Below are 25,571 nucleotides of genomic sequence, written 5' to 3'. Positions count from 1 at the left end.
TCAACATCCTGGCCAGAAAGCTGGCCAGGATCGCTTGGGGCGTCTTCAAGAGCGGCCGGGACTTTGACCCGGCCATGCTGAAAGTGGGTCAAGCCTGCTTCCAGCAGGCTTGACCACGAACATAGGATCTCGGCTCTACAGTGTGCCTGCAGCCGATGTAGAGCCGAGCCTACGCTCGGCTGATTCCCGGCCAGCCGACAAGGAACCGCAGGCTAGGCCGCCGCAGCGCGGGCCTGTGGAATCGACTGCAGACGGAACGCGCCCACCGCTTCCGCCAGCGCATGCACCTGCGCCTGCATCTGCGCGGTCGAAGCACCCGCCTCTTCCACCAGGCTGGCGTTGCGCTGGGTACTGGTTTCCATCTGCACGATGGTCTGGTTCACCTGGGCGATGCCGGCATGCTGGTCCTGCGACGCGCTGCGGATACCGGCCAGCAGATCCGCCAGTTGCTGCACGCTGCCAACGATCTCGCCCATCGTGATGCCCGCCTGCTCGGCCTGCTGGTTGCCCTGGCCCACACGCGCCACCGAATCCTCGATCAGTCCTTTGATCTGCTTGGCCGCTTCGGCACTGCGCTGGGCCAGCAGGCGCACTTCCGCAGCCACCACGGCGAAGCTGCGGCCCTGCTCACCTGCGCGCGCAGCTTCCACCGCGGCATTCAGCGCGAGGATGTTGGTCTGGAAAGCGATGCCATCGATCAGCTGGGTGATGTCGCCGATCCGCCGCGAGGCCTCGCTGATGCCATGCATGGTTGCGACCACCTGGCCGACGGCCTCGCCACCGCGCTGGGCCACCGCGGCCGCCCCCTGCACCAGGGCATCGGCGCGGCCCGCGGCATCGGCATTGCGGCCAACGGTGTCGGTCAACTCGTGCATCGACGCTGCCGTCTCTTCCAGGTTGGCCGCCTGCTGTTCGGTACGTTGCGACAGATCATGGTGACCGGCAACGATCTCACCCACACCGGTGTCGAGGCTGGACGTCGCCTGCTGGATGCGGGTGACGATGCGGCCCAGTTGCGCGACCGTGGCGTTGGCATCGTCGCGCATGCGTGCGAACACGCCCTGCAGCTCACCTTCCATGCGCACGCTGAGGTCACCACGGGCCAGCGCCGCCAGAAGCGCCTGCAGATCGCCGAGGTTGGTCTCGAAGGTCGCCAGCAGGCGGTTGATGCTGGTCGACAACGTGCGCACGAAGCCCTGTTTTCCCTCCAGCGCGATGCGGCCGTGCAGGTCGCCATGTGCGGCGGCGTCGACCAGTGCTGCCACTTCGGTTTCCAGCAGCGTTTCCAGCGCGCGGCTGCGCCACTCCACTGCCACGCCGAGGAAATGCCCTTCGTCGGTGATGGCATTGGCGATCAGCTGGTAGCGCACGCCGGCATGGCCGATCTCGCGCTCCTCGCGCTGGCGTACGCCGGCCAAGCTGGCCAACGCCGGATGCAGGCGTACCGCGTCGCTGCCCACCAGCGCTTCGTTCGGCAGTTCAAGCAGCTGCAGCAATGCCGGGTTGGCGTAGGCGACCTGCCCTTCCGCATCGATCACCATCAGGCCGGTCTGCGCGCTGTCCAATGCCTGGCGCACGCGGGTGTTGCCGCGTGCCACCGCGCGCTCGGTCTCGATGCGTGCGCGCAGGCGCTGCTGCATGTCGACCAGGCGCTGGGCCAGTTGGCCGATCTCGTCGTTGGCGTTGTAGACGCGCAGGGTGGTGTCGAGGCGGTCGTCGGCGATGTCGCTGGCGAAGCGCAGGGTGTCCTGGATCGGCTGGCGCACCGCACGCAGCACCAGCATCAGGCTGGTGATCAGCACGCTGGCCACCAGCAGCAGGGTCAGTGCGAACAGCACGCTCATCGTGCGTGCGCCGGCCTGCTGGCGCGCCTGCGCCGTGGCCAGCGCCGCCACCTGCGCCTGCTGGAAGGCGGCCAGCGCCGGTGCTACGCCCGCGGCGGTATCCAGCAGCGACTGCGCTTCCACATCCAGGCCGACGCGGGCAGCGGTATACCCCAGCAATGCGGCCTGATACGCCTCCATCCCGGTGCGCAGGGTGTCCTGCGCATCTGCGGGAAGGCCCGCCAGCGCGAGGTCGAACGGCAGCTTTTCCTCGCTGGCGCGGTCGGCGTGAGTGGAGTCACCGTCGAGCAGCAGCAGTGCCTCCTGCCTTCGCATCTTCTGCAGTGACAACGCCAACGACGGCCGCTGCAGCGCATCCACCTGTACCTGCAGGGTATCGGCGGCCTGCTGCAGCTGCGCGGCGAGGCCGGCATCACCACGACCCATCTCGTCGACACGTTCGAACAGGGCGGCCACACCCTGCGAGAACGCGTCGGCGGCTTCGGTCAGCGCCTGCAGAGCCTTGCGCCGGCCAGCATCCATCGGCATCGCGCGCAGCGCCTGCAGATCGGTCTGCAACGCCTTCTGCGTGGCCAACAGCTGCGCGCGGTCGGCATCATCGAAACTGCGTGCATACTGGGCCTGCAGGCGACGCGCTTCGGCCACCCGCGTGGACAGGCTGGCAGCCAGATCGCTGCCGCGCTGGTAGCTGGCCTGGCTGCGCGCAGCCAGTGCGTTGGCATGGCCAGTCCAGGCGTAGACAGCAGCGATCGCCACCAGGCCCAGGCCGCAGATCCACAGTGTGGCCTTGAGCTTGTTGGCCACGCTGAGCCGATGTGGCTGCAGCCAGCGCAGCAGCCCGGGGGACGCCGAGTGCAACGCAGCAAGGCGCGTGCGCAGGGACCGGAGGTGGGGGACAACGGCCGACATGACAGACTCCAGGCGGAAAGACGCATCTGTATCGGCCTGACTCAGGACAACTTTAGGGCGCTCCTGGTCCACTCCCACCGATTGCTGGCGGACGCGGCCTTTGTACCCGGCACAGGCGACAGGGGGATGACACCCGCGCAATGCTTGACCTCAACCCCGGTTGGGGGAGCACAGTAGATCTCCCTCCCCCGCCCGGCGCGCGCATGACGACGCTCGATGTCCCCCGCTACCTGCAACGCCTGCAGCTGGATGCACCGCCACCGCTGACGCTGGCGGGCCTGACCCTGCTGCAGCAGCGCCACAACGCACTGCTGCCGTTCGAAACCCTCAGCTGCCTGCTGCGCGATGCAGTACCGATCGACCTGGACAGCGTGCAGCGCAAGCTGCTCGACGACCGTCGTGGCGGCTACTGCTTCGAACTCAACGGCGGCCTGCTGGCACTGCTGCAGGCGCTGGGCTTCGATGCACAGCCGTTGAGCGCGCGCGTGCTGCTGGCCGCCCAGGACGGCGAACTGACCGCACGCACCCACCTGCTGCTGCGCGTGCAGGTGGACGGCGATGACTGGCTGGTGGATGCCGGTTTCGGCAGCCTGACCCCGACCGTGCCGCTGCGCCTGCATGATCCGCAGCCACAGGCCACGCCGCACGAGCGCTACCTGCTGCGCCGACTGCCTGGCAACGGTGATTTCGTGCTGTCGGCCGAGTCCCACGATGGCTGGCGGGCGATGTATCGGTTCGACCTGCAGGCGCCGGCACCAATCGACAACGTGGTGGGCAACTGGTACGTGTGCACCCATCCCGATTCCAGCTTCCCCGGCCAGCTGCGCGCATCGCTGACCGGGCCGGACTGGCGCCGCACGATCGGCAGCGGCAACTACACCGAGTACCGCCCCGGCCAGGTACCGGACAAGCGTCCGCTGCATGATGTGGGTGATGTGCGTGACGTGCTGCAGCAGCGCTTCGGCATGCAGCTGCCGGACGACCCGCGACTGGACCCGGCCATCAATGACTGGCTGCAGCGCTCGCGCGCCGCGACCTTATAGGGCCGAGCCCATGCTCGGCTGAGCTGGAGCGGCTGGGCCAACAGCAGCCGAGCGTGGGCTCGGCTCTACAGAGCTGCGCGCGCCTGTACCGCGATACGGTTGCCTTCGCTGTCGCGGATCTCGGCCACACGCCAGTCACCCGCGTCGGCCGGGCCGAAGCGCAGCTCAGCTCCCGATTGCAGTGCACGGTCGAGGCTCGCATCCAGGTCATCGACGCCGATGTAGATGCGGGCGCCCTGCTCGGAGGGCCGGTAGTCCGCGCCGTGCACCAGCGCAATGCTGGCACCGGCGGCCTCATCGGAAAACGGCAGGTAGGCCATCCGGCAGTCGTGCAGCACGATAGGTTCGTCCACCGCGACCTGCAGCCACCGCTGGTAGAACGTGATGGCCCGGCCCAGATCACTGACCGGTATTTCGACGTGCAGGATGGGGTTCATGCCCGCAGCATAACCGGACACTGTTACCCCCTTGCAGGGCAGCAATGGCATGCTGGGAGCGCCCTCAGCGCGGAGTCCTGCATGTCCCTGTCCGACCATCGACGTACCCTGGCACCGCACGGCTTCCTGCGCGTGGCGATCAACCTGGGCAACCCTGTGCTGGCACAGGGCGATGCGCGCTCACCGCGCGGTCCATCACTGGAACTGGCGACCGCGTTGGCGCAACGGATGGGCGTGCAGGCCCGCTTCACCTGCCACGACGCCGCAGCCTCGGTGGTTGCCGCGGCCGCCGAAGATGCCTGGGATCTGGCCTTCCTGGCGATCGATCCGGCGCGTGCCGACGGCATCGCCTTCAGCGCGCCCTATGTGGAAATCGAAGGCACTTATCTAGTGCGCGAGGACAGCCTGGCGCAGCAGGTGGCCGACCTCGACCGCGAGGGGCTGCGTATCGCGGTGGGCCGCGGTGCAGCCTACGACCTGTTTCTCAGCCGTGAACTGCGCCACGCCATGATCGAGCGGGCCGAGACGTCGGCCGCTGCCATCACCCTGTTCGATCTGCAGCGCCTGGATGCCGCTGCTGGCGTGCGCCAGCCGCTGGCGGCCTGGGCGAAGGCACATCCCGGCCATCGGGTGCTGGCCGACCGTTTCACCGTGATCCAGCAGGCGGTCGCGGCGCCGGCCTCGCGCCCCGCCGATGCACTGCGGGCGCTGTTCGAGGAAGTGGAAGCGATCAAGGCGGGCCCGTTGCTGGAGGAAGCGTTCGCGCGTGGCGGGCAGGCGGTCACGCTGGTGCGATGAGTTTGGAGTCGAGCCATGCTCGACTCGCCCTCCGCAAGCGCAGTCGAGCGTGGCCCGACTCTACAGATGCAGATGCGATGGTCGAGCATGCCGCGACGCTACGGATGCGCGTCTGCCATGTGTCGCACATGCTCAGCAGCCTGCGCGTGCAACCAGTCGCGAAAGGCGAGGAAGCCGCGATGGCTGGCCGAGCGCTGCGGGTACACCAACCAATGCGGCCACGCCGTCTTCAGGCGCTGGCTGGACAGTGCGACCAGCTGGCCGGAGTCGAGCAGCAGCCTCGCCCGCGTCACTCGGCCGAGGGCCACGCCCACGCCGTCCAGAGCGGCGCGATGGTGCGCCTCCGAATCATCCAGCACCGCCACGAACCGCGCCGGCGCACTCTGCCCACTCAATGCAAACCACGCGCCCCAGGCGCCGTCCGGATCACCCAGCAGCGGCCACTGGTTCAGCGGCACGCGCTCGATCCCTCCCATGCGTTCGATCAGCGCCGGGCTGGCCATCGGCAGCAGCCATTCATCGAACAACGGTTCCACCACCAGGCCCGGCCATTGCCCGCTGCCCAGACGCAGCGCGGCGTCGAACTGGCGCTGCCGCTCGAAATCGACCAGGCGCTCGCTCGACTGCAGGTTGATCTCGATCTGTGGGTGCTCAGCCACGAAATGACCCAGGCGCGGTACCAGCCACGCCGACGCCATCGACGGCACCGCGCCGATCGTCAGTACGTGCTCGGCACGCGCCGCATAGGGCTGGAAGGCTTCGTTGATCGCATCCAGGTGCGGCCCCACCTGGTCGAGCAGGCGCTGTCCCTCCAGGGTGAGCGAGACACCCCGCGGCTGGCGGATCAGCAGCGGCTGCCCGAGCCGCTCTTCCAGTTGCCGCATCTGATGGCTGAGCGCGCTGACGGTCAGGTTCATCGACGCTGCCGCACGCGACAGGTTGCCCAGCCGGGCGGCAGCCACGAAGCCCTGCAGGGCATGGAGCGGAGCACGGGACATCAGGCTTGAAATCCTCTCACGTCACGCTTGCGGAAATGTCGCTTCTTGCCGCTTCATGCTGCCCGTATCGTGCAATCCACTCAAGTGGAGGCGCGCTCATGAACATCTTCGGCGGTTTGTTGTTCCTGCACGGCCACGTGGCCAGCGCCGAGCTGGCACGCCAGCTGGCCGGCCCGTCCACACCGGCTCCGCCGCGCGCGCCGCAACCGGCCACGCCGGTTCAGCGGCCGCGAACCCGTTGAACGCTCTTCAACCTGCATACCAGCGTTGGACGTGTTCAGGCAGCCACGGCATTGGATCGATATCCAATGCCCGACAACCGTCGAGGGTGTCCCGCAGCACACCCTCGCCGGGGCCGCCCGGCATCCGCAGGCCTTCCTCTTCCGGAAGCTGCACCGCCGCCCAGTCGTGCAGCCGGTCCATGCGCACGCGCAGCGCAGCCCGCAGCCATGCCTTCAGCGGGAAACAGCGATAGCCCTGTTCGCCCAACGCATCAACCGCGAGCAACAACGCCTGGTTGGCACCACGTACCCACTCGGTGTGGCCTCCGGCCTTGTCCTGGACCGTCATCGGCGCCGGTGCGCGGTGCGCCTTGAACGGCGAACGCAGCTGCAGCTCCAGATCCCGCGCATCGCGCTCGCTTTCCGCTTCCACCAGTGCGCCGGCGTCGAGGTCGAAGAGCTCGAACCAGCGCCGGTGCAATGCGCTGATGCGTCCGAGCGGATCACGTGAAAAGCCGATCTTCGCGTAGTCTTCCCACGCACAGGGGAAGACATAGGCAAAGACACGACCGTCGATGCGGATATCCGATTGCATGTGCGCAGGCTGCCTCGTCAACAGCCCGGGCGCAACCGGGCGTTACCGTGTGCACTGCGGCGCTTGGGCAGTGCGGCTTCATGCAGCCGCTGCGGACTATCCTTGCTGGCTGTCGCTGTCATCACCGCCGCCATGCCCTCTGCTGCACCTGCCCCCCTACCGGCCTCGTCCATCACTCTGGAAGCGGCCACCTTTGCGGTGATTCACCAGTACAACGCGGACATCGCCAGGCAACCGGCTTCGCTGACCAAGCTGATGACCGCCTATGCGGCTTACGAATGTGTGGAAGAGCGCGGGCGTTCGTGGGACGACGAAGTCCCCATCGCCGCCGACGACGTGCATGCGGTCGCCGACGATGAAACGCGCATGGGCCTGGTGCCCGGCGAGACAATCTCCCTGGCGCGCCTGCTGGAAGGGTTGATGGTGGTTTCCGGCAATGACGCTGCATTGGCGATCGCGCGCCACCTGGACGGATCGCAGGCGGCATTCCTGGAACGCATGAACCGGCACGCACGCCAGCTCGGGCTGGGCAGCACCTGTTTTGCCAGCGTGTCGGGCATCACCACACCGCACCATGCCTCCAGCGCGCGCGACATGGCGGTGCTGGCCGCCCGCCTGTTGAACGATCATCCGCAGATCCTGGCGATCACCGCGCAGCGCGCGTTCGCCCATGGCAGCTTCAACCGCAACAACCAGAACGCCCTGCTCGGCGAAGACGGCGTGGACGGCTTGAAGACCGGCTACACCCAGGCCGCAGGCTTCTGCCTGGCCGCCACCGCGTGCCGGCCAGTACCCGGGCGGGACCAGCCGGTACGGCTGATCACCGTGGTGCTGGGCTCTGCAAGCCGCGACGCGCGCGACGCGCTGGTGCGCGACCGGCTGGCCGCGGGATTCGCCGCTCTGGCCGGCGGCTGACCGCTCGTGCGGCTCAGCGCCGCTTGACCGTCGCCACGATCAGCCGCTGCAGCTCGGCCACGGCACCGGCCTTGTCCAACGCGCCGGCAACAACACCCTCTGAAAGGGCTTCAGCCGCACCGAGGATGGCCCAGCGCCCCGCCAGCGACACCGTGCCGCCGGTTGCGAACGGGCCCAGCCAGACCTGGCAGTTGTCGATGAAATCCTGCTGGTAGCGCCGTCGCACCTCATACAGTTCCGGCGCCCCCACCAGCGCGGCGAGGATGCCTTGCACTTCGCTGCCCTGGCTGAGGACGCAGTCGATGTAGCCGGAGGCGATGGCCGCCGCCCGATCGACCAGTTGCGCCCGGGCGCGGCCGATGCGCTCGTGGAAGACCACGGTCTGGCGTCCGTCATAGTCATCGTAGAGCGCCGCCAGCAAGCCATTGCGGGTCACGAAGTGATCGTAGGCCACAGGCTTGGTCACGCCCGCCGCCTCGGCCAGCCGCCCCAGCGTCAACGCTCCGGTACCTTCTCCGCGAACCAGTGCCCAGGCCACATCCAGCAACTGGCGGGTGCGTTGCTCCCGGGTCATTCGGCGGCGCGTGGGGGTGGCGTTGGCGGGCATCGGCGGAGCACGGCGATCAGCGCATCGGAACACCGATTTTACGGCCGATCGCCAGCGCGGTCTGCAGATGCGCTTCAGCGGCACCGGTATCGGCGTCCAACAGCAGGTCGGACGACAGCACGCGTGCGCCGCAATAGTCGAAGATGCCCATGTCGATCTGCGTCCTCATTGCCGCGTCGTAGCCACGACGTTCGACCATGGCTGCGTCGGCGCCGCCCAGCGCCACCAGATGCACATTCAGGCGCTGCAGCTTCTTCACCAGCCTGCCCTGCGCGTCCTGCGCGTAGGCCCAGCCGTTGGTGAACACACGGTCGATCCAGCCTTTCAGCAGCGCCGGGAACGACCACCAGTACAACGGGAACACCAGCACCAGCGTATCGGTGGCATCCAGCCTCGCGTGCTCGGCAGCGACATCGGCGGGTACCGCGCCGGTGCTGCGGAACAACGCCTGGTCCTGCGGGTTGAAGCGCGGATCGAAGCCTTCGGCCATCAGGTCGGCATAGGTCACGGTGTTGCCGGTGTCGGCCGCGGCAATGGCATCACCGATGCGACGCGCCATCGCGTGGGTCAGTGAACCGGGCTCAGGGTGGGCGATGACAATGAGGCTATGCATGGGGATCTCCAGACATCAATACCTACCAATGGTAAGTATCGATTCCGGGGAAACCAGCGCCACCGATGGGACGCTGTTTTCGTGTCCAACGTATAGTGCGGCGTTCCCGCTGAGCTGCCCGACGATGCACCGGTATCTGCTTGCCCTTCTGCTGGCCCTGCCGATGGCAATGGACGTTACGCCCGCGCTGGCCGGTGAACTCAGTCCGGAAGACTCGGCCGCATTGCGCAAGGAGGTGCAGGCGATGATGGGCGCCTTCGCCCGTGGCGATACCGAGCTGATCATCGCGCGTACCCATCCCAGCCTGAAGCAGCTGGCCGGTGGCGACGAGGCCTATGCGCGGGCGACCCGCGACACGGTGAAGGCGCTGCGCAAGGCCGGCGTCACCATCATCAGCGACGAGGCAGGCGTGCCGGGCCGCACCTATGCGGCCGGTGACGAGGAAGTCTGCTTCGTACCGCGCCAGTCACTGCTGCGCGTGCGCGAAGCGCCGATGCGCAGCACGTCATTCATGGTTGCTGTGCGACGCGTCGGTACAACGCAATGGCGCTATCTGGACGGCGCGGCGATGCTGGACAACCCGGCACTGCTGCGGCAACTGCTGCCGGCACTGGAGCCGGGTGTGACGCTGCCCAGGGGTGGGATGGAAGCGCTGTAGTCGCAGGCGCGCGTCCATCCACGCCCGGGCTGGATCCATTGCAGGCCTGGGTGTGTGTCAGCGGAACAGCGCGTTCAACGCCGCGCCCGAAGCCGCCTGCTGCAGGCCATCGAAGCGTCCGTCCTGCACGATCGGCTGGGTCGCCTGCATCAACCCACCCCACGCAGCTCGCGCCAGCGCACCACCCAGGCTGACCCGTCGCACGCCGAGTGCGGCGATGTCCTGCAGGCTCAGCGGTGTCGGTCCACCCACCAGCAGGTTCACCGGCTTCGCCCCCGCAGCGGCAACCACCGCGCTGATCTGTTCGCGCGTGCTGATGCCCGGTGCATACAGCACATCGGCGCCGGCCTCGGCATAGGCGCGCAGGCGCTGCAGGGTGTCCTCCAGATCCGGCACGCCAACGAAGAAATTCTCGGCCCGCGCGACCAGCAGCACATCGCCCCCCGCGCGGTCGATGGCCGCACGTGCTGCACACAGTCGCTCGACCGCCTGCCCGATCGGCCGCAGCGGCGCATCGGCCACGCCGGTGGCGTCCTCGATCGACAGCGCCGCGATACCGGTGTCGATGGCCGCCGCCACCGCCTCGCCCACTGCCTGTGGCGTGGCGCCGAAGCCATCACCGAAATCGGCGTTCAACGGCAGCGGTGTCGCGGCCGCCATCAGCCGCAGATGTTCCAGTGTGGCCTGCAGCGAAACCGCCCCATCCGGTCGCCCTTCACTCCAGGCGCAGCCGGCACTGGTCGTGGCCAGTGCCTGGAAGCCCTGCCGCTGCAGGTAGCGGGCGCTGCCCACGTCCCACGGATTGGGCAGCACGAAACAACCGCGCGCATGCAGCTGGCGGAAACGCGCGCGCTTGCGCTGGGTGTCGGCATCAAGCGAGGTCATGGCGGGTTCCCGGGCGGCGGACCTGCACCCTAGCCCGCCCCGCGGCGGCACTCAATCACGGCGTGGGCCAACGTGCATGAGGTGATGCCGGCTGCTTATTGGACACCACCGTGCACGCTGCCCGAGCGTGCTTGCCTGCCACACAGTGCCCCACGGAGCCCCAGATGCACCCGGACCCGCAGACCCTGATCGATGCCGGCGACGATGACACCCACTGGGCCGACCTGCTCTCGTCCGCACGCCGACGCCTGATCGCTTCGGCGGGTCTGGCCGCTGGCGGCCTGGCCAGTGCCTCGACCGCCGCCGCAGCACCGCGCGGCAACGACGCGGTGAACACCACCGAGCCTGGCCGCCCCGGCTTCCGGGCCATCGTGCCGCCAGCACCGGAAGGGCGCAGCCCCTGGGGCCAGGCCACGGCCAGCGAACCGACCCCGCGCCCGGCCAGCGTGCGTCCCGGCGAGGCCACCCTGCCCGTGACCCCACGCGCCTACACCGACATCAAGAGCTATCACGCTCACATCTACTTCGATGAGGACAGCTTCGAAAAGGCTGCGCTGCTACGGCGCTGGGCCACCGAGCGGTTCCCGGTGGAGCTGGGCAACTGGAACCTTGAGCCGCGCGGGCCGCATGTCACGCCCTCGTTCTATTTCGGCTTTACCAACGACCTACTCCCCGTGCTGGTGCCCTGGCTGCAGCTCAACAGCCTGGGCCTGACCATCCTGATCCATCCCAACACCGGCGACGGCCGCGCCGATCATCTGTATTACGCGTTGTGGGTGAACCGCGCGCAGCCGGTCAATGCCTACAACTGGCCGGCGCCGAAGCCCGGGCAGCCGGAACCGCTGGAAGAGGTGTTCCCGAACGTGGTGCCGACGGTGCCGCTGGAGACCTGACCCGCCCTTCCGGTGGGTGCGTGGCTTGCTGCATATGGAACTTCCTTCATCCACGCATGGCGTGGATCTACTGACCGCCGGCCCCGTCGCCCGCGCTTGGCGCGGATCCCCCGGCGTGGCCCTTGCCGCCATCGTCGGCCTACGTGCATCCATCCCCCGCCCGCAAGGCATTCAGCGCGCCTTGATCCGCCGCCCCGCATAGGGCCGCAAGCGCTTCCGCAGATTTCAAACGGTCGATTGAAACGCTGCAAACTTCGCCGAACTGGACAGCATCCGCCGGTTCCGCCAGACTGCCGCCCTTTCCCGTCTTCCGGATCCCATGGCGAAGCTGCTGGTCCTGCACGGCCCCAACCTCAACCTGCTCGGCACCCGCGAGCCGGAGGTCTACGGCCACACCACGCTGGCCGACATCGACCAGGCCCTGGTTGCCCAGGCCTCGGCCGCCGGGCATGCCGTAGAGAGCCTGCAGTCCAACGCCGAGCATGTACTGGTGGACCGCGTGCAGGCCGCACGCAACGACGGCACTGCCTTCATCCTGATCAACCCCGCCGCGTTCACCCACACCTCAGTGGCCTTGCGCGATGCGCTGGCGGCGGTGGCGGTGCCGTTCATCGAAATCCACCTGTCCAACCCGCATACCCGCGAACCGTTCCGCCAGCACAGCTACTTCAGCGACAAGGCGATGGGCGTGGTGTGCGGCTTCGGTGCCGACAGCTACCGCTACGCGATGGACGCGGCGCTGCTGCGGGTATCCGCCACCTGATTGTCGACCCGGGCGCCCACGGCGCTCTCCTCACCTAGAAGAAACCAAAGAGGCCCTCATGGATCTGCGCAAAATCAAGAAGCTGATCGACCTGCTGGAAGAGTCGAACCTGGCTGAGATCGAAATCAAGGAAGGCGAAGAGTCGGTGCGCCTGTCGCGCGCGCCGGTGGCCGGCTACGCCGCCCCGGTCGCCGCCCCGGTGTATGCCGCTCCGGCCGCTCCGGCGGCGCAGGCGATGCCGATGCAGTCGCCGACCGAAGCCTCCACCGGCGGCACCGCCAAGCCGGGCCCGGCACTGCCGGAAGGCCACGTGCTGCGCTCGCCGATGGTCGGCACCTTCTACGCCTCGTCCGCCCCGGACAAGCCGGCCTTCGTCACCGTTGGCCAGCAGGTCAAGGAAGGCGAGACCCTGGCCATCATCGAAGCGATGAAGATGTTCAACCCGATCGAAGCCGACACGTCCGGCACCATCGTCGCCATCCTCGGCCAGAACGGCCAGCCGGTCGAATTCGACCAGCCGCTGTTCGTGATCGGCTGAGGGGCACGCCATGCTCGACAAAGTCGTCATCGCCAACCGAGGGGAGATCGCGCTGCGCATCCTGCGCGCGTGCCACACCCTCGGCATTCGCACGGTGGCCGTGCACTCCACGGTCGACCGCAACCTCAAGCACGTGGCCATGGCCGACGAGTCGGTCTGCATCGGTCCGGCGCCGTCGCCGCAGAGCTACCTCAACATCCCGGCCCTGATCGCCGCCGCTGAAGTCACCGACGCCCAGGCCATTCACCCGGGCTACGGCTTCCTTTCGGAGAACGCCGACTTCGCCGAACGCGTGGAGGAGTCCGGCTTCATCTTCATCGGCCCCAAGGCCGACACCATCCGCATGATGGGTGACAAGGTCGAGGCCATCCGCGCGATGAAGGCCGCCGGCGTGCCGTGCGTGCCCGGTTCGGGCGGCCCGCTGGGTGAGGACATCGTCGCCAACACCAAGATCGCCCGCGAGATCGGTTACCCGGTCATCATCAAGGCGGCCGGCGGTGGCGGTGGTCGCGGCATGCGCGTGGTGCACGCCGAAGCCTCGCTGAAGACCTCGATCGAAACCACCAAGAGCGAGGCCAAGGCCGCGTTCGGCAATGGCGAGGTCTACATGGAGAAGTTCCTGGAGAATCCGCGCCACGTGGAAATCCAGGTGCTGGCCGACGGCCAGGGAAACGCCATCCACCTGGGCGAGCGTGACTGCTCGATGCAGCGCCGTCACCAGAAGGTGGTGGAAGAAGCGCCGGCACCGGGCATCACCGCCGAGCAGCGCGAGCAGATCGGCAAGGTGTGCGTGGAAGCCTGCATCCGCATTGGTTATCGCGGCGCCGGCACCTTCGAGTTCCTGTACGAGGACGGCCGCTTCTACTTCATCGAAATGAACACCCGCATCCAGGTGGAGCATCCGGTCACCGAAATGGTCACCGGCATCGACCTGGTGGCCGAGCAGCTGAAGATCGCCGCCGGCCAGAAGCTGTCGATCAAGCAGAGTGACGTGGTGCTGACCGGCCATGCCATCGAATGCCGTATCAACGCCGAGGATGCAGAAACCTTCGTGCCGAGCCCGGGCACCATCACCGGCTTCCATCCGCCGGGCGGTCCCGGCGTGCGCGTGGACACCCACATCTACAGTGGCTACCGCGTGCCGTCGAACTACGACTCGATGATCGGCAAGCTGATCGTGCACGGCCCGGACCGCGAAACCGCCATTGCCCGCATGCGCGTGGCACTGAGCGAAATGGTGGTCGATGGCATCAAGACCAACGTCGCGCTGCAGCAGCGGATCATGCGCGACAAGGGCTTCCAGGCCGGTGGCCAGAACATCCACTACCTGGAAAAGCGCCTGGCCGAACGCAAGAACAAGCCGATCGCGCTGACCTGATCGGCGCCGCGTGCTGGACATGAAAAGGGCGGGGATATCCCCGCCCTTTTCCGTTTGCTGCAGCGCCGAGCCCATGCCCGGTGCTACAGCAGGCGCATCAGCGCTTGTCGGCAGCTTCGGCCGGGATCTGCGAGTTCGCCAGCGGACGCACGCCGTTGGGCGAGGTCGGGTCGACGATCACCATGGTCTCGGTCGAACCGTCCGGCCACACCACCTGGAAGGTGCTGCCCGCCGGCAGCGACGCAAATGGCATGCCGCTCTGCGCCCGATAGACCGCGGCCACCTGGCTGGCACCGGCACGGCGCACGTCTTCCTGCGCCTTCACCGTAGTCAGTTCCACCTTCGACAGATGCCGGTAGCGATCTTCATAGGTATCGATCATCAACAGGCCAACGGCGCCGGCCGAGTAGGCCACGAACAGGGCCACCCAGAACCAGAACTTGGCCCCGTGCAGGAATCGGCGGTAGTTCATTGCTCGTTCCTCTTTCCAACCAATCGCTTGATCCATTCCTTCATCTTCCCAGCGCCCTGCCGCGATACCGCAGCGTCATACACGAAATCCCGGAAATCCTGCGTACCATCCTGCGAACAGATCCCTCCGTTCGCACAAAAACTGTTGACCAGCACACTGTCTGCCCCACACGGTAGACCGAGTTCGCAGGCCGCGAGCCGCCATGCGAGTTCACTCAGCTGCTCGCCCGCCACCAGCCCGCTGAGCGCGCGGTCACCCGAGGCACGCACGCCCATCCCCGGAGCGATGGCCATGAAGGCCTCCGGGTCGCGCGAGGTGCGCACCCGTTCAACCAGGTCACGGCGGTACTCGGGGCTGTCCTGCAGCGGTTCGCCCTCGGCGAACAGCGCAGCCTCGGCAGCCAGGTTGCCCTGTGCAGCCGCCTTGCGCCGTTCGGACAGCACCAGGGCCGTGCCCAGCTTGTCGCCCGGCACGAACCCGCCGCAACGCTGCGCGACGCGTTCGCGCGCCTGCACCATCGCCGGTGCGGCAGTCAGGCCCAATCCGGCCAGCACGTTGTTGTCCAGGCGGTAGCCACCCGGATCGACCGCATACTGCGCGCAATAGTCGTAGACACGGCTGAGCATCCAGCGCGCCTCGTGATTGCCTTCGTCCGCCTGCGCACGCAAACGCTGCGCATAGGCGTAGAGGTCGGTGGCCTCTTCGAGATCAGCGCGGATATCCAGGGGCAGCCCGGACGGCAATGCACCGCCACGCTCGAAGGGTGCCAGCCGGCGCGCGAGCGCCTCCGGCATCACCGGCAGCGGTGCCGCACTGTCAGTGGCCGCCCCCCCAACGGCCAGATCCGCCGAGGCTACCGAAGAAGCCGGAGCATGGCCGCTGGCCCGATAACCGGCCACGCCCAGCACGGCCACGGCCGGCAGCACGAGCAACCAGGTTTTCAGGGTAGGAGCGAAGGCCATCGGCGGCGGCGGGCGATACGGCACACAGGAAAGCACGAAGTTTAGCAAGGCCCGACGGGCCTGTCTGAACGGGCTTCGTTCAGACAGGCACAGCATCTCAGGCAATACGGAGACGCTCCGATGGTCTAGCATGGCCCCCTTTCCTGCGATTGCCCCCACCACCATGCCGTTCCTGGAACTGACCCTGCGCTGCACCGAAGCCACCCAGCCCCGCTATGAAAATGCGCTGGAGGACGTGGGTGCACTGGCCGTGACCCTGCTCGATGCCGAGGCCGATACCAGCAACGAACAGGCCATTCTCGAACCAGGCGTGGGCGAGACCCCGCTGTGGGACACCCTGGTGCTGAGCGCGCTGTTCCCCGCCGACAGCAACGCGCTGTTGCTGCTGGCCGCACTGGAATCCTTCGATCCAGAACTGGACTGGAGCAGCGGCAGCTTCCGCGCGGTCGAGGATGAAGACTGGGAACGCGCCTGGCTGGACCAGTTCCAGCCGATGGATTTCGGCAGCCGTACCTGGATCGTGCCGTGGAATCACGAACTGCCCGACGCCGCACAGGCCGCCGACGCCGCCGTGGTACGGCTGGACCCGGGCCTGGCGTTCGGTTCGGGTACCCACCCGACCACCGCACTGTGCCTGCGCTGGCTGGACCAGTTGGCCGTGGATGGCCTGCTGCAGGGCCAGCGCGTGCTCGACTTCGGTTGCGGCTCAGGCATCCTTGCACTGGCCGCGCTGAAGCTGGGCGCCGCTGAAGCCATCGGCGTGGACAACGATCCGCAGGCGCTGGTCGCCACCGCCGACAATGCCGAACGCAACGGCGAACAGGCCCGCATGCACGTGTACCTGCCGCAGGACGAACCGGCCGCGACCTATCCGATCGTGGTCGCCAACATCCTCGCCTCGGCGCTGGATGCGCTGGCCGAACTGCTGGCCGCACGCGTCGCCGCCGGCGGCCGCATCGCCCTGTCCGGCATCCTGCATGGTCAGGAAGGCGAACTGCTGCAGCGCTACGCGGCCTGGTTCGATGATCTGCAGGCCACCCAGGACGGCGACTGGATGCGCATCACTGGCGTGCGCCGCGCCTGATCGTGGTTGAATGACCGCTGGATCCGAGCCCGCGCCCTGAGCATGTCCGAGCCGAACCCACCCCGCCGCCCCCTGGCCACCTTCCTGCGCAAGACCCCGGAAGGTGAGGTTGCGCCTGCGTCCGATCCGCGCATGCAGGATCAAACCGGGCAGACAACGCCTGTGGAGCAGGTGCAGGCCGAGCCCAGCAATCTGGCGCAACCACCGGCCAGACAAATGCGACACGACGATGACGCTGTCATCGTTGCTGAAGCTGCAGCCATCGAACCGGCGCTGGCCGCGGTGCAGGCAACGGCGGTCACCAGCGATGCCCCCAGCTTCCTCGGCAGCGCACGCCAGCGCAGGCTGCCAGCCCCCCGCTGGCACTGGCTGCTGGTCGCCGGGCTGGCGTTGTTGCTGGTCCTGCAGAGTGTGCTGGCCGACCGTGCGCGGCTGGCTGCCGACGCCGGCAACCGCGTATGGCTGGGTGCACTGTGTGGCGTGCTGCGCTGCAGCCTGCCCGCCTGGCACGAGCCCGCTGCGTTCACCATGACCAGCCGCGAGATCCGCCCCTTGCCAGGCCAGGCCGGCGTGCTGCAGGTGCAGGCCAGCATCCGCAATGATGCGCGCTGGGCACAGGCGTGGCCGGACCTGCGGCTGTCATTGTCCGATGCCGATGGCCGGGTGATCGGCAGCGGCGTGTTCACGCCCGCGCAATACCTGGGTGAGAACCCCGGCGCAGCCCTGCTGGAACCGGGCCAGAGCGCGCGCATCGCGTTCCGGGTACAGGAGCCCGCTGCGTCCACCGTCGCATTCACCTTCGACTTTCTCTGACCGGGGGCAGGCGACCAGCCGTGGCAGGCTGGGCACGCTCGCGCTAGACTGGCCGCCACCACCTCGTCCGGCCGCGCGCTCCGCGCGCACGGGCCAACCGAATCGGGAACCCCCTTGAACGCTGTCCTTTCTCGTCCTGACAACAGTCGTGGCGCTCCCCGGCCACCGCTGCGTGAACACGTCGCCCAGTCCGTGCGCCGCTACCTGCGTGACCTTGATGGCTGCGATGCGGACGATGTCTACGAGATCGTGCTGCGCGAGATGGAGATCCCGCTGTTCGTGGAAGTGCTCAACCACTGCGAAGGCAACCAGAGCCGCGCCGCGGCGATGCTGGGCATCCACCGTGCCACCCTGCGCAAGAAGCTGAAGGAATACGGCATCAGCGCGTAAGCGCGCGCGTGGGTGGCGCCAGCCGCTGGCGGGCAACCCAATGATGCACGATGGCACGATGTTGCAGTTGCCGGCCAGCGGCCGGCACTACCGGTAGATCCACGCCATGCGTGGATGGAAGCCGGCAGAATCAACCGCCGCCGCCCGCCTTCCAGTAATACCGCACCACGTGGAAGAACACCGGCGCGGCGAAGCACACCGAATCCAGCCGGTCGAGCATGCCACCATGGCCCTCGATCATGTGGCCCCAGTCCTTGATGCCACGATCACGCTTGATCGCCGACATCACCAGGCCGCCCCAGAACCCCATCAGGTTGATCAGCAGCGACAGGCCGAACGCCTGCAGCGGCGTGAACGGGGTGATCCACCACAGCGCTGCGCCCAGCGCGCTGGCACTCAGCACGCCACCGACGAAGCCCTCCACCGTCTTCGATGGCGACAGCTTCGGCGCAATCAGATGCTTGCCCAGCAGCTTGCCCCAGATGTACTGCAGCACGTCCGAGGACTGCACCACGATCACCAGGAAAGCGAACAGCAATACGTTGCGCGCCGGATCGTAGCCCGGCACGTGCAGGTTCAGCAGCAGCGGCACGTGCGAGATGCAGAACACGCAGATCATCAGGCCCCACTGCACCTTCGCGGTCCGCTCCAGGTAGTGCGTGGTGTCACCGCCGATGGTCGACAGGATCGGCAGGAACAGGAACGCATAGACCGGAATCAGCAGCGTGTACATGCCGTACCAGTCGATCCACACCAGGTAGTACTGCCACGGCAGGACGATGTAGAACGCGGCCAGCAGCGCGTAGTAGTCGCCCGAGCGGGTCGGCGCCAGCGTGATGAACTCGCGCAACGCGAACAGCGAGATGATCGCGAACAGCACGATCACCCCGGCACGTCCGAAGAACAGCGCCAGCCCGACCACGATCGCCATCACCCACCAGGCGCGGATGCGTGACACCAGGTTGGCGATGACTGCACTGGGCTGGCCGCGCTGGCGCCAGCGCAGGGTCTCGGCCACCAGCGTGGCCAGCACCAGCACCGCCCCCACACCGGCAAACAGCAGGCCGGTCTGCTGGCCGACACTCTGCGTTGCCAGATCGCCAGATACATCCAGCACGAAACTCATGCACGACCTCCATTCGGCGCCAGGTCCAGCAGCGCCTGTCGGCTGCGGGCCAGGAAGGCGGCCTTGTCCTCGTCAGCCTGCAGCCGCAGCGGCGTACCGAAGGTGGCCGTGCACAGCAGCGGCAGCGGCAGGAACCGGCCCTTGGGCATCACCCGCTTCAGGTTGTCGATCCACACCGGCACGAACTCCAGTTCCGGTCGTTGCCGTGCCAGGTGGTAGATGCCGCTCTTGAACGGCAGCAGCGGCTCATCGCCCACATTGCGCGTGCCTTCCGGAAACAGGATCAGCGAGCAGTCTTCGTCCACGGCCTCGCGCAGTACCTGCAGCGGATCCTGCTGACGATGCCCGGCCTCGCGCTCGACCAGCACACCGTTGAACACCGCGTCGATCAGGTAGCGACGCAGGCCGTCGCGCTGCCAATATTCGGCCGCGGCCACCGGGCGCACCTGCCGTCGCAATGCCGGTGGCATCGACGACCAGATCAGCACGAAGTCACCATGGCTGGCATGGTTGCCGTAGTACACGCGACGCTCGCTGGACGGCGCACAGCCGATCCACAGCGCGCGGGCGCCGGTCACCACATGGATCGCGCCACTGCAGGCGCGGGCAATCAGTTCGGCAAGCATCGGTCCCTCCCGTTCACGTCTGCGGCCACAACACGGCCACCACCAGCAGTACGAACTGCACTGCGGTCAGCAGGTACTGGCGCAGCAGCAGGCGGCGCATGCCGGCCCAACGCGCATCCCAGCCGCGCAGTTGTGCAGCGGGCGAGGCACGGCGCAGGCCACTGTCGTGCAGCAGCTGATCGGTGCGGCGCGCGGCGGCTTCGTCGTGCAGGCCCTCATCGCGCAGCAGCTGCAGCAGGTTGGCATCCAGCCCCACACGCCACGCGTGGTAGGCCTGTGCGATGCCCGCGGCAACACTGAGCAGCAACAGCCCGGCAGCGATCATCGCCAGCCCCGTCTCGATGCCGAGCAGCAGCAACGCCACCAGCAACAGGCCCAGCGACAGGCATGCCGGCCAACGCCCCTGCCGCAGCAGCAGCTGCATGGTCGCCAGATCGGGAACGGTGCTCATGCGCGCGCTCCTGCTGCAGCGGTGATGGCATGCAGATGCGCCGCGCCCAGCACGATGCCGGGGCGTGCCACACGCACGATCGCGACCGCAGCGTCAGCATCGGCCGCACGACCGCTGCGCAGCAGCCAGGTGGCCACGCTGGCCGCACTGCGCGAATAGCCCAGCGCACAGCACACCAGCAACGGTCCGTGCGCATGGAGCCGCTCGATGGCCTCGACTGCCTCGCGCAGCTGCTCCGGCGTGGGCACTACCAGGTCCAGCATCGGCACACTGGCGTACGCCGCGCCTGGCGCGCGGCAGGACAGCTCGGCACAGGCATCCACCACGCCCGACAGTGGCGGCGGCAACGCGCCGTCGGGAATGCGCCCCAGCCACACGCCGTCCATCACCGGCACCGGCTGCGGCACACGCCGCGTCCATAGCCGCGAATTGATCCAGGCTGCACCCAGGTACGGCGCCAGCAGCCAGCACGCGGCCACGGTCAGGCGACCATCGGCGCGTTTCTGGAACACCGCCGTACCCAGCCCGGCATAGGCCAGCGCCACCAGCAGCAGCGACACCACCGGCCACAGCAGCCAAAGCGCCGTGCCCCCCAGCACCACCACCGGCACCAGCAGCACCCCCGCGCCCAGCAGATAGAACGAGGCCAGGCGCCAGCGCTTTGGATCACGCGCCGTGCGCCAGGCCCGCAGCGGCGGCGTACCCTGCTCCGGCCACAGCCATACGCACAGCCAGCCGGCCAGCAGGCCGGTCGGGATATCGATGAAATGATGCTGGAACGTGGTCAGCACCGAGACACCGATCAGCAGTGCCCACACATGCAGCACCCAGCGCCACACGCCGTGCAGGTACTGCGCGAACTTCACCCACAGCACGATCAGCAGCACGATGTGCAGCGATGGCGCCTGGTTGAACGGCTTGTCGAAGCCCAGCAGCACATCGAACAGCCAACCGAACACGCCGCCGATCTCCGGCCGCTCGAAACTGAAGCGCAGCGGCCACAGCAGGAAGCAGGTGACCGCGATCAGCTGTGCACTGAACAGCCGCAGCGCATGCCGGTCCAGTTCGAGGCGCTGACGGCACAGGAAGAAGGAGACCGCGTAGAACAGGTCGATCGACCAGTACGGCACGATCGTCCACGGCACGAAGGGAATGCGCGTCTCCCAGGCGAACGCCATCACCGGCAGTTCGGGATGGCGACCAGCCATCCAGTTGGCGAAGCCGTAGCTGGCGAAGAAGAACGGTCCCAGCAGAACCAGCCACAGCAGGGCGCGCCGCCAGGGGCGCCCTTCCGCGGCCAGTGGGGTTGCGGCCAGCGTCGCCATCACGCGGTCCGGCGCGCCAGCGACACGGTGAAGATGCCGAAGTCATCGATGCGCTGCGCCACCTTCTCGAACCCGGCCAGGCGCACCAGCTCATCCATCTCCTGCTGGGTACGGCGGCGCATCACCCACGCGGCGCCGCCTCGATGGCTGGTCAGCGCGCGGGCGATGAATTCCAGCTGCGGGTGCCAGGGCTGGCCGGTGTAGGCCAGGTAGCCGCCCACCGGTACGGTTGCGGCGATGCCCTGCAGCGAGCGCAGCACGGCGTCGTTGTCGGGGAATAGTTCGTACAGGCCCGATACCACCGCCAGCGTAGGCGCCGGGTCCACCGCCGCCAGTTGCGCCGGATCGAACGCATCGCCCTGCTCGAAGTGGGCGATGTCGGCTGCACCGAGGCGCTCGATCAAGGCCTGGCCCTGGGTCACGTTCAGATCGCTGAAATCACGCAGCACGATGCGGTCGGCGCGCTGTTCGCCCTGGCCCAGCGCTTCCAGCACATAGCGGCCATGGCCGGCGGCCACGTCCAGCACGCGCACCGGCGTGCCCTGCCCGCGCAGGCGCTGGGCAGCATCGCGCAGCAGATCCTGCAGGTGCTGGCCACGGATGCGGATGCCGCGCCAGCCGATTGCGTCCAGGTAATTGCGGTCGACCATGCGGCCCAGCGGGCCCTTGCCGCGCGCTTCGTTGCGATAGATGTAGTCGAGCGTGCTGCCGGAATCGAAACCGGTCTGCAGGCCCAGCGCAATGCCTTCGGACAGCGTGCCACCGAAGCGCAGGCCGCCGCGCACCACGCGCCAGCGCAGGTCGGCCAGGCTGTTGCGTTCGGGTGGCCACGCCAGGATCTCTGATTCCTCGAAGGTCGGTCCATGACGGTGCGCGTCACGCCGCGGCAGTTCGCGCAGCGGCTCGGCAAAACGCGCCTGGATGAAGCTGCGGATGCGCGCCAGTGCTGGTGCCCGATCGCGCTCGCCCAGCGTGTCGTGGAAGAAGCCCGGCAGATGCACCCGCTCCTTGATCGGGCTGGACAGGCGTTCATAGAAGCGATCCTGCGGGCCACGGTGCACCACGAAGTCCGAACCGGACACCAGCAGCTGCACCGGCACGCTGATGGCCTGCGCATCGGCGACGATGCGGTCAGCCGCTTCGTACAGGCCCAGCAGCACGCGCACCGAGATCGGCCGGGTGATCAGCGGATCGGTACGGTAGCTTTCCACCCGCGCCGGATCATGGGTCAGCCACTGCGGCTTGACATAGCTGTTGACGAAGAAGTTGCCGCGCAGCTTCTGCATCAAGGCCAGGCCCGGGCGCGCGAACGGCACGTACAGCTTCACCTTGAACGCCGGCGAAGCCATCACCAGCGCACGCAGGCGCGGCGCGTAATCGTGCACCCAGGTCGCGGCGACCACCGCGCCCACGCTCTGCGCGATCACCACGATATTTTCCACCGCGATGCCGTGCTCGGCACCGATGTGGGCAATGAAGCTATCGAGGTCGCGCACCAGCGCCGGGAAGCCCGGTGCATCGCCACGTGCGCCCGGCGAACGGCCATTGCCGCGCGCATCCCAGGCGAAGAAGGCGGTGTCGGGCAGGTCCAGCTCATCGACCAGGTGGGTGACCCGGCCGGAGTGCTCGTGGCCGCGGTGCAGCAGCACGATGGCCTTGGTGGCCGGGGTTGCGGTGGTGCCCGCCCAGTACCGGTAGAACAGCGGTACCTGGTCGAAGCTGTGGAATTCCCGTTCCTGCGCCTGACGCATGCAATCTCCTGATTGTCTTTTTGTATCTGCTTGATTAATTCGGCGAAACCGCCGCTTCCCGCAGTCCGCGACGGACGCGGTTGATCATCGTCAGCACGCACAACACTGCCATGGCTGCAGCCACGCCGCTGGCCGTCAGTGCACCGCCCCAGCCGAAGGCCAGCAGCAAGCCCAGCGCACCGATCACGAAGGCGCGGTCGCTCTTGCCCATCGGGCCGTCATAGCGGCGGCTGGCACCGACCATCAGCCCCAGCACGCCGGCGTACTCGCTCAGCGCCGCCGTCCAGGCCAGCAGCCACAGCGCCTCCGGGCGCACGCCGGGTACGCTGAGCAGGCTCAGGTACAGCGCCGCATCGGCGATCACATCGCACAATTCGTTCAGATAGGCGCCCAGCCGCGATTGCTGGCCGAATTCGCGCGCCAGCATGCCGTCCACCGCGTTGAGCGCCATGCGCAGCAGCATCCACAACGGCAGCAGCAGATACAGCAGAGGCTGGGCAGGCGCGCAGCGCCACACGGCCGCGGCCACCAGCAGCGAGACCACGGCAGCGGCCACGGTCACCGTATTGGCAGTGATCCCCATGCGGAACAGACCGCGTACGGCTGGACGCAACAGGTCCTGGAAACGTCCCTTCAATGCATAGATCGACATGATCCGTACCCGCTGATCCTTGGCAGTGCGGGCACAGCCTACCCCATCGTTGGCAGATTCCGACAACCCGGCTCTGGTCCGCAGCCCAGACTCCGGATCGGGCCGGATCGGTGTGCCCGACCCGGCCTTACGCCGATTGCCACGGCAAATTACCCCTTCCAGCGCCCGCCACGGGCCCCCACCGCCTACAATATCGGCCCCGCTCCGCTGCCGATTCTGTCCCATGACTGCTGATCTGTTGCCCGTCCGCCGGGCCCTCCTCTCCGTTTCCGACAAGACCGGTCTGGTCGAGCTGGCCACTGCGCTGGCGGCACGCGGCGTGGAGCTGCTGTCCACCGGCGGCACCGCCAAGGCGATCCGCGATGCGGGCCTGGCTGTGAAGGACGTGGCCGAGGTCACCGGTTTCCCGGAAATGATGGACGGCCGCGTCAAGACCCTGCACCCGATGGTGCACGGTGGCCTGCTGGGCCGCTCCGGCCTGGATGATGCGGTGATGGCCGAGCATGGCATCGGTGCCATCGACCTGCTGGTGCTGAACCTGTACCCGTTCGAGTCGGTCACCGCCAAGGCCGACTGCACCCTGGCCGACGCGGTCGAGAACATCGACATCGGCGGTCCGGCCATGCTGCGCTCGGCGGCCAAGAACTTCGCCCGCGTGGCGGTGGCCACCGATCCGTCGCAGTACGCCGAACTGCTGGCCTCGCTGGACGCCAACGACGGCCAGCTGTCGGCCGCCACCCGCTTCACGTTCTCGGTGGCCGCGTTCAACCGCGTCGCCCAGTACGACGCGGCGATCAGCAACTACCTGTCGGCGGTCACCGCCACCGACGCCGCCGTGCCGGTGCGTGCCGAGTACCCGGCACAGATGAACTCGACCTTCGTGAAGGTGATGGACCTGCGTTACGGCGAGAACCCGCACCAGAGCGGCGCGTTCTACCGCGACCTGTACCCGGTGCCGGGTACGCTGGCCACGTTCCAGCAGCTGCAGGGCAAGGAACTGAGCTACAACAACCTGGCCGATGCTGACGCGGCGTGGGAATGCGTGCGCCAGTTCGATGCGCCGGCCTGCGTCATCGTCAAGCACGCCAACCCGTGCGGCGTGGCCGTCGGTGCCGGCAACGGCGATGCCTACGAGCTGGCCTACGCCACCGACCCGACCAGCGCCTTCGGCGGCATCATCGCCTTCAACACGCCGCTGGACGCCGCCACCGCCAAGGTGATCCTGGACCGCCAGTTCGTGGAAGTGCTGATTGCCCCGGACTACGAGCCGGCCGCGCTGGAGTACGCGCAGAAGAAGGCCAACGTGCGCGTGCTGCGCATCCCGCATGGCGATGGCCTGAACAACTTCGACAGCAAGCGCGTCGGCTCGGGCCTGCTGCTGCAGTCCTCGGACAACCGCGGCATGACCCGCGACGAGCTGAAGGTGGTCAGCAAGCTGGCACCGACCGACAAGCAGTTCACCGACCTGCTGTTTGCCTGGAAGGTGGCCAAGTTCGTGAAGTCCAACGCGATCGTCTATGCCAAGGACAACCGCACCATCGGTGTCGGTGCCGGGCAGATGAGCCGCGTGTACTCGGCCCGCATCGCCGGCATCAAGGCCGCCGATGCGAACCTGGTGGTGGAAGGTTCGGTGATGGCCTCCGATGCGTTCTTCCCGTTCCGCGATGGCATCGATGCCGCCGCTGCCGCCGGCATCAAGGCGGTCATCCAGCCGGGTGGTTCGATGCGCGATGCCGAAGTGATCGCCGCCGCTGACGAACATGGCCTGGCCATGGTGTTCACCGGCGTGCGCCACTTCCGCCACTGATCCGCATCACCAAGCCG

At 67.7% G+C, this 25,571-nt stretch carries 28 protein-coding genes and 1 pseudogene; 14 read left to right on the top strand and 15 right to left on the bottom strand.

Annotated features, from left to right (window positions below; translation table 11 throughout):
• Positions 1 to 113: pseudogene (locus AC5P6A_RS10225) on the top strand (IS110 family transposase); the annotation flags it as partial.
• A 99-nt stretch (positions 114 to 212) separates the two neighbouring features.
• On the opposite strand, the gene AC5P6A_RS10220 reads toward AC5P6A_RS10225, so the two are convergent.
• On the bottom strand, positions 213 to 2,753 hold the full coding sequence (locus tag AC5P6A_RS10220) for a methyl-accepting chemotaxis protein (protein WP_346715062.1): 2,541 nt from the start codon (positions 2,751 to 2,753) through the stop codon (positions 213 to 215).
• Positions 2,754 to 2,956: 203 nt separating this feature from the next.
• On the opposite strand from AC5P6A_RS10220, the gene AC5P6A_RS10215 reads away from it, so the two are divergent.
• Entirely contained in the window at positions 2,957 to 3,796 is an 840-nt protein-coding gene (locus AC5P6A_RS10215; RefSeq protein ID WP_346715061.1) for an arylamine N-acetyltransferase family protein, read from the top strand.
• A gap of 65 nt (positions 3,797 to 3,861) precedes the next feature.
• Here AC5P6A_RS10215 and AC5P6A_RS10210 read toward each other — a convergent pair whose 3' ends face one another.
• Positions 3,862 to 4,233, bottom strand: coding sequence for a VOC family protein (locus AC5P6A_RS10210; RefSeq protein WP_346715060.1), 372 nt, complete (start codon positions 4,231 to 4,233; stop codon positions 3,862 to 3,864).
• 81 nt (positions 4,234 to 4,314) lie between these two features.
• Between AC5P6A_RS10210 and AC5P6A_RS10205 the strand changes: the two genes are divergently transcribed.
• Positions 4,315 to 5,031 carry a transporter substrate-binding domain-containing protein gene (locus AC5P6A_RS10205; RefSeq protein ID WP_180877951.1) on the top strand — a complete coding sequence of 239 codons (717 nt, stop codon included), beginning with the start codon at positions 4,315 to 4,317 and terminating at the stop codon, positions 5,029 to 5,031.
• A gap of 98 nt (positions 5,032 to 5,129) precedes the next feature.
• Here the strand turns inward: AC5P6A_RS10205 and AC5P6A_RS10200 are convergent, their stop codons facing one another.
• Positions 5,130 to 6,029, bottom strand: coding sequence for a LysR substrate-binding domain-containing protein (locus AC5P6A_RS10200; RefSeq protein ID WP_495222308.1), 900 nt, complete (start codon positions 6,027 to 6,029; stop codon positions 5,130 to 5,132).
• A gap of 98 nt (positions 6,030 to 6,127) precedes the next feature.
• On the opposite strand from AC5P6A_RS10200, the gene AC5P6A_RS10195 reads away from it, so the two are divergent.
• On the top strand, positions 6,128 to 6,271 hold the full coding sequence (locus tag AC5P6A_RS10195; RefSeq protein WP_019660816.1) for a hypothetical protein: 144 nt from the start codon (positions 6,128 to 6,130) through the stop codon (positions 6,269 to 6,271).
• 7 nt (positions 6,272 to 6,278) lie between these two features.
• On the opposite strand, the gene AC5P6A_RS10190 is transcribed toward AC5P6A_RS10195, so the two are convergent.
• Positions 6,279 to 6,845: a GIY-YIG nuclease family protein gene (locus tag AC5P6A_RS10190; protein ID WP_155030205.1), complete on the bottom strand. Its 567-nt coding sequence runs from the start codon at positions 6,843 to 6,845 to the stop codon at positions 6,279 to 6,281.
• A gap of 132 nt (positions 6,846 to 6,977) precedes the next feature.
• Between AC5P6A_RS10190 and AC5P6A_RS10185 the strand changes: the two genes are divergently transcribed.
• Entirely contained in the window at positions 6,978 to 7,760 is a 783-nt protein-coding gene (locus tag AC5P6A_RS10185; protein ID WP_134735091.1) for a D-alanyl-D-alanine carboxypeptidase family protein, read from the top strand.
• A 13-nt stretch (positions 7,761 to 7,773) separates the two neighbouring features.
• Here the strand turns inward: AC5P6A_RS10185 and AC5P6A_RS10180 are convergent, their stop codons facing one another.
• Entirely contained in the window at positions 7,774 to 8,367 is a 594-nt protein-coding gene (locus AC5P6A_RS10180) for a TetR/AcrR family transcriptional regulator (protein ID WP_021203264.1), read from the bottom strand.
• Positions 8,368 to 8,383: 16 nt separating this feature from the next.
• On the bottom strand, positions 8,384 to 8,980 hold the full coding sequence (locus AC5P6A_RS10175; protein ID WP_180877950.1) for an NAD(P)H-dependent oxidoreductase: 597 nt from the start codon (positions 8,978 to 8,980) through the stop codon (positions 8,384 to 8,386).
• A gap of 124 nt (positions 8,981 to 9,104) precedes the next feature.
• Between AC5P6A_RS10175 and AC5P6A_RS10170 the strand changes: the two genes are divergently transcribed.
• Entirely contained in the window at positions 9,105 to 9,638 is a 534-nt protein-coding gene (locus AC5P6A_RS10170) for a hypothetical protein (protein ID WP_049407907.1), read from the top strand.
• A gap of 57 nt (positions 9,639 to 9,695) precedes the next feature.
• Here AC5P6A_RS10170 and AC5P6A_RS10165 read toward each other — a convergent pair whose 3' ends face one another.
• On the bottom strand, positions 9,696 to 10,523 hold the full coding sequence (locus AC5P6A_RS10165; RefSeq protein ID WP_180877949.1) for an isocitrate lyase/phosphoenolpyruvate mutase family protein: 828 nt from the start codon (positions 10,521 to 10,523) through the stop codon (positions 9,696 to 9,698).
• 164 nt (positions 10,524 to 10,687) lie between these two features.
• Between AC5P6A_RS10165 and AC5P6A_RS10160 the strand changes: the two genes are divergently transcribed.
• The 4 genes from AC5P6A_RS10160 to accC all read left to right on the top strand — a co-directional run bounded on the left by AC5P6A_RS10160 (position 10,688) and on the right by accC (position 14,095).
• Entirely contained in the window at positions 10,688 to 11,416 is a 729-nt protein-coding gene (locus AC5P6A_RS10160; RefSeq protein WP_180877948.1) for a DOPA 4,5-dioxygenase family protein, read from the top strand.
• A 319-nt stretch (positions 11,417 to 11,735) separates the two neighbouring features.
• Positions 11,736 to 12,179, top strand: coding sequence for a type II 3-dehydroquinate dehydratase (gene aroQ, locus AC5P6A_RS10155; protein WP_019660823.1), 444 nt, complete (start codon positions 11,736 to 11,738; stop codon positions 12,177 to 12,179).
• A gap of 58 nt (positions 12,180 to 12,237) precedes the next feature.
• Positions 12,238 to 12,717 carry an acetyl-CoA carboxylase biotin carboxyl carrier protein gene (gene accB, locus AC5P6A_RS10150; RefSeq protein ID WP_346715059.1) on the top strand — a complete coding sequence of 160 codons (480 nt, stop codon included), beginning with the start codon at positions 12,238 to 12,240 and terminating at the stop codon, positions 12,715 to 12,717.
• A gap of 10 nt (positions 12,718 to 12,727) precedes the next feature.
• Positions 12,728 to 14,095, top strand: a complete 1,368-nt coding sequence (accC, locus tag AC5P6A_RS10145; protein WP_019660825.1) for an acetyl-CoA carboxylase biotin carboxylase subunit — start codon at positions 12,728 to 12,730, stop codon at positions 14,093 to 14,095.
• Positions 14,096 to 14,192: 97 nt separating this feature from the next.
• Here the strand turns inward: accC and AC5P6A_RS10140 are convergent, their stop codons facing one another.
• Both AC5P6A_RS10140 and AC5P6A_RS10135 read right to left on the bottom strand, forming a co-directional pair.
• Positions 14,193 to 14,567 carry a hypothetical protein gene (locus tag AC5P6A_RS10140; protein ID WP_010481078.1) on the bottom strand — a complete coding sequence of 125 codons (375 nt, stop codon included), beginning with the start codon at positions 14,565 to 14,567 and terminating at the stop codon, positions 14,193 to 14,195.
• Positions 14,564 to 15,529, bottom strand: a complete 966-nt coding sequence (locus AC5P6A_RS10135) for a hypothetical protein (RefSeq protein ID WP_021203258.1) — start codon at positions 15,527 to 15,529, stop codon at positions 14,564 to 14,566. The genes AC5P6A_RS10140 and AC5P6A_RS10135 overlap by 4 nt, the downstream gene beginning before the upstream one ends.
• A gap of 163 nt (positions 15,530 to 15,692) precedes the next feature.
• On the opposite strand from AC5P6A_RS10135, the gene prmA reads away from it, so the two are divergent.
• The 3 genes from prmA (at position 15,693) to fis (ending at position 17,816) form a co-directional block, all read left to right on the top strand.
• On the top strand, positions 15,693 to 16,613 hold the full coding sequence (gene prmA / locus AC5P6A_RS10130) for a 50S ribosomal protein L11 methyltransferase (RefSeq protein ID WP_026347109.1): 921 nt from the start codon (positions 15,693 to 15,695) through the stop codon (positions 16,611 to 16,613).
• Between the two features lie 42 nt (positions 16,614 to 16,655).
• Positions 16,656 to 17,426 (top strand): DUF3426 domain-containing protein, encoded by a 771-nt coding sequence (locus AC5P6A_RS10125; protein ID WP_180877947.1) that lies wholly within the window; start codon positions 16,656 to 16,658, stop codon positions 17,424 to 17,426.
• Positions 17,427 to 17,540: 114 nt separating this feature from the next.
• The gene (gene fis / locus AC5P6A_RS10120; protein ID WP_005419706.1) at positions 17,541 to 17,816 is read left to right on the top strand and encodes a DNA-binding transcriptional regulator Fis; all 276 of its coding nucleotides are present in this window, start codon (positions 17,541 to 17,543) and stop codon (positions 17,814 to 17,816) included.
• A 130-nt stretch (positions 17,817 to 17,946) separates the two neighbouring features.
• Here fis and AC5P6A_RS10115 read toward each other — a convergent pair whose 3' ends face one another.
• Genes AC5P6A_RS10115 through AC5P6A_RS10090 form a run of 6 tightly spaced genes read right to left on the bottom strand, consistent with a single transcriptional unit; the run spans position 17,947 to position 23,747 of the window.
• A complete protein-coding gene (locus AC5P6A_RS10115) occupies positions 17,947 to 18,942 on the bottom strand; it encodes a phosphatidate cytidylyltransferase (RefSeq protein WP_021203256.1) in 996 nt (331 codons plus the stop codon).
• Entirely contained in the window at positions 18,939 to 19,568 is a 630-nt protein-coding gene (locus AC5P6A_RS10110; RefSeq protein ID WP_021203255.1) for a lysophospholipid acyltransferase family protein, read from the bottom strand. Before AC5P6A_RS10110 ends, AC5P6A_RS10115 begins: the two co-directional genes overlap by 4 nt.
• A gap of 13 nt (positions 19,569 to 19,581) precedes the next feature.
• A complete protein-coding gene (locus tag AC5P6A_RS10105; RefSeq protein WP_058978822.1) occupies positions 19,582 to 20,019 on the bottom strand; it encodes a hypothetical protein in 438 nt (145 codons plus the stop codon).
• Entirely contained in the window at positions 20,016 to 21,344 is a 1,329-nt protein-coding gene (locus AC5P6A_RS10100) for a phosphatase PAP2/dual specificity phosphatase family protein (protein ID WP_346715057.1), read from the bottom strand. Before AC5P6A_RS10100 ends, AC5P6A_RS10105 begins: the two co-directional genes overlap by 4 nt.
• Positions 21,344 to 23,095 carry a bifunctional alpha/beta hydrolase/class I SAM-dependent methyltransferase gene (locus tag AC5P6A_RS10095; RefSeq protein ID WP_346715056.1) on the bottom strand — a complete coding sequence of 584 codons (1,752 nt, stop codon included), beginning with the start codon at positions 23,093 to 23,095 and terminating at the stop codon, positions 21,344 to 21,346. The genes AC5P6A_RS10100 and AC5P6A_RS10095 overlap by 1 nt, the downstream gene beginning before the upstream one ends.
• Before the next feature lie 34 nt (positions 23,096 to 23,129).
• Positions 23,130 to 23,747: a CDP-alcohol phosphatidyltransferase family protein gene (locus AC5P6A_RS10090; RefSeq protein ID WP_155030210.1), complete on the bottom strand. Its 618-nt coding sequence runs from the start codon at positions 23,745 to 23,747 to the stop codon at positions 23,130 to 23,132.
• Between the two features lie 223 nt (positions 23,748 to 23,970).
• Here AC5P6A_RS10090 and purH point away from each other — a divergent pair, with 223 nt between their 5' ends.
• The gene (purH, locus tag AC5P6A_RS10085; protein WP_180877943.1) at positions 23,971 to 25,554 is read left to right on the top strand and encodes a bifunctional phosphoribosylaminoimidazolecarboxamide formyltransferase/IMP cyclohydrolase; all 1,584 of its coding nucleotides are present in this window, start codon (positions 23,971 to 23,973) and stop codon (positions 25,552 to 25,554) included.
• The last annotated feature ends 17 nt before the right edge of the window (positions 25,555 to 25,571 follow it).

The organism is Stenotrophomonas sp. YJH_SMC_20 (assembly GCF_059367845.1).
This window is presented reverse-complemented; position numbering and strand designations above follow the sequence as displayed.

Excerpts from the sequence above, each read along its gene's own strand:
- AC5P6A_RS10220 (WP_346715062.1), bottom strand. The coding sequence starts at position 2,753 with ATGTCGGCCGTTGTCCCCCACCTCCGGTCCCTGCGCACGCGCCTTGCT.
- AC5P6A_RS10095 (WP_346715056.1), bottom strand. The coding sequence starts at position 23,095 with ATGCGTCAGGCGCAGGAACGGGAATTCCACAGCTTCGACCAGGTACCG.
- AC5P6A_RS10110 (WP_021203255.1), bottom strand. The coding sequence starts at position 19,568 with ATGCTTGCCGAACTGATTGCCCGCGCCTGCAGTGGCGCGATCCATGTG.
- accC (WP_019660825.1), top strand. The coding sequence starts at position 12,728 with ATGCTCGACAAAGTCGTCATCGCCAACCGAGGGGAGATCGCGCTGCGC.
- AC5P6A_RS10180 (WP_021203264.1), bottom strand. The coding sequence starts at position 8,367 with ATGCCCGCCAACGCCACCCCCACGCGCCGCCGAATGACCCGGGAGCAA.
- AC5P6A_RS10100 (WP_346715057.1), bottom strand. The coding sequence starts at position 21,344 with ATGGCGACGCTGGCCGCAACCCCACTGGCCGCGGAAGGGCGCCCCTGG.
- prmA (WP_026347109.1), top strand. The coding sequence starts at position 15,693 with ATGCCGTTCCTGGAACTGACCCTGCGCTGCACCGAAGCCACCCAGCCC.
- AC5P6A_RS10160 (WP_180877948.1), top strand. The coding sequence starts at position 10,688 with ATGCACCCGGACCCGCAGACCCTGATCGATGCCGGCGACGATGACACC.
- AC5P6A_RS10135 (WP_021203258.1), bottom strand. The coding sequence starts at position 15,529 with ATGGCCTTCGCTCCTACCCTGAAAACCTGGTTGCTCGTGCTGCCGGCC.
- AC5P6A_RS10115 (WP_021203256.1), bottom strand. The coding sequence starts at position 18,942 with ATGAGTTTCGTGCTGGATGTATCTGGCGATCTGGCAACGCAGAGTGTC.
- AC5P6A_RS10170 (WP_049407907.1), top strand. The coding sequence starts at position 9,105 with ATGCACCGGTATCTGCTTGCCCTTCTGCTGGCCCTGCCGATGGCAATG.
- accB (WP_346715059.1), top strand. The coding sequence starts at position 12,238 with ATGGATCTGCGCAAAATCAAGAAGCTGATCGACCTGCTGGAAGAGTCG.
- AC5P6A_RS10210 (WP_346715060.1), bottom strand. The coding sequence starts at position 4,233 with ATGAACCCCATCCTGCACGTCGAAATACCGGTCAGTGATCTGGGCCGG.
- AC5P6A_RS10195 (WP_019660816.1), top strand. The coding sequence starts at position 6,128 with ATGAACATCTTCGGCGGTTTGTTGTTCCTGCACGGCCACGTGGCCAGC.
- AC5P6A_RS10125 (WP_180877947.1), top strand. The coding sequence starts at position 16,656 with ATGTCCGAGCCGAACCCACCCCGCCGCCCCCTGGCCACCTTCCTGCGC.
- AC5P6A_RS10105 (WP_058978822.1), bottom strand. The coding sequence starts at position 20,019 with ATGAGCACCGTTCCCGATCTGGCGACCATGCAGCTGCTGCTGCGGCAG.
- AC5P6A_RS10140 (WP_010481078.1), bottom strand. The coding sequence starts at position 14,567 with ATGAACTACCGCCGATTCCTGCACGGGGCCAAGTTCTGGTTCTGGGTG.
- AC5P6A_RS10190 (WP_155030205.1), bottom strand. The coding sequence starts at position 6,845 with ATGCAATCGGATATCCGCATCGACGGTCGTGTCTTTGCCTATGTCTTC.
- aroQ (WP_019660823.1), top strand. The coding sequence starts at position 11,736 with ATGGCGAAGCTGCTGGTCCTGCACGGCCCCAACCTCAACCTGCTCGGC.
- AC5P6A_RS10090 (WP_155030210.1), bottom strand. The coding sequence starts at position 23,747 with ATGTCGATCTATGCATTGAAGGGACGTTTCCAGGACCTGTTGCGTCCA.
- AC5P6A_RS10165 (WP_180877949.1), bottom strand. The coding sequence starts at position 10,523 with ATGACCTCGCTTGATGCCGACACCCAGCGCAAGCGCGCGCGTTTCCGC.
- AC5P6A_RS10185 (WP_134735091.1), top strand. The coding sequence starts at position 6,978 with ATGCCCTCTGCTGCACCTGCCCCCCTACCGGCCTCGTCCATCACTCTG.
- AC5P6A_RS10215 (WP_346715061.1), top strand. The coding sequence starts at position 2,957 with ATGACGACGCTCGATGTCCCCCGCTACCTGCAACGCCTGCAGCTGGAT.
- purH (WP_180877943.1), top strand. The coding sequence starts at position 23,971 with ATGACTGCTGATCTGTTGCCCGTCCGCCGGGCCCTCCTCTCCGTTTCC.
- AC5P6A_RS10205 (WP_180877951.1), top strand. The coding sequence starts at position 4,315 with ATGTCCCTGTCCGACCATCGACGTACCCTGGCACCGCACGGCTTCCTG.
- AC5P6A_RS10175 (WP_180877950.1), bottom strand. The coding sequence starts at position 8,980 with ATGCATAGCCTCATTGTCATCGCCCACCCTGAGCCCGGTTCACTGACC.
- AC5P6A_RS10200 (WP_495222308.1), bottom strand. The coding sequence starts at position 6,029 with ATGTCCCGTGCTCCGCTCCATGCCCTGCAGGGCTTCGTGGCTGCCGCC.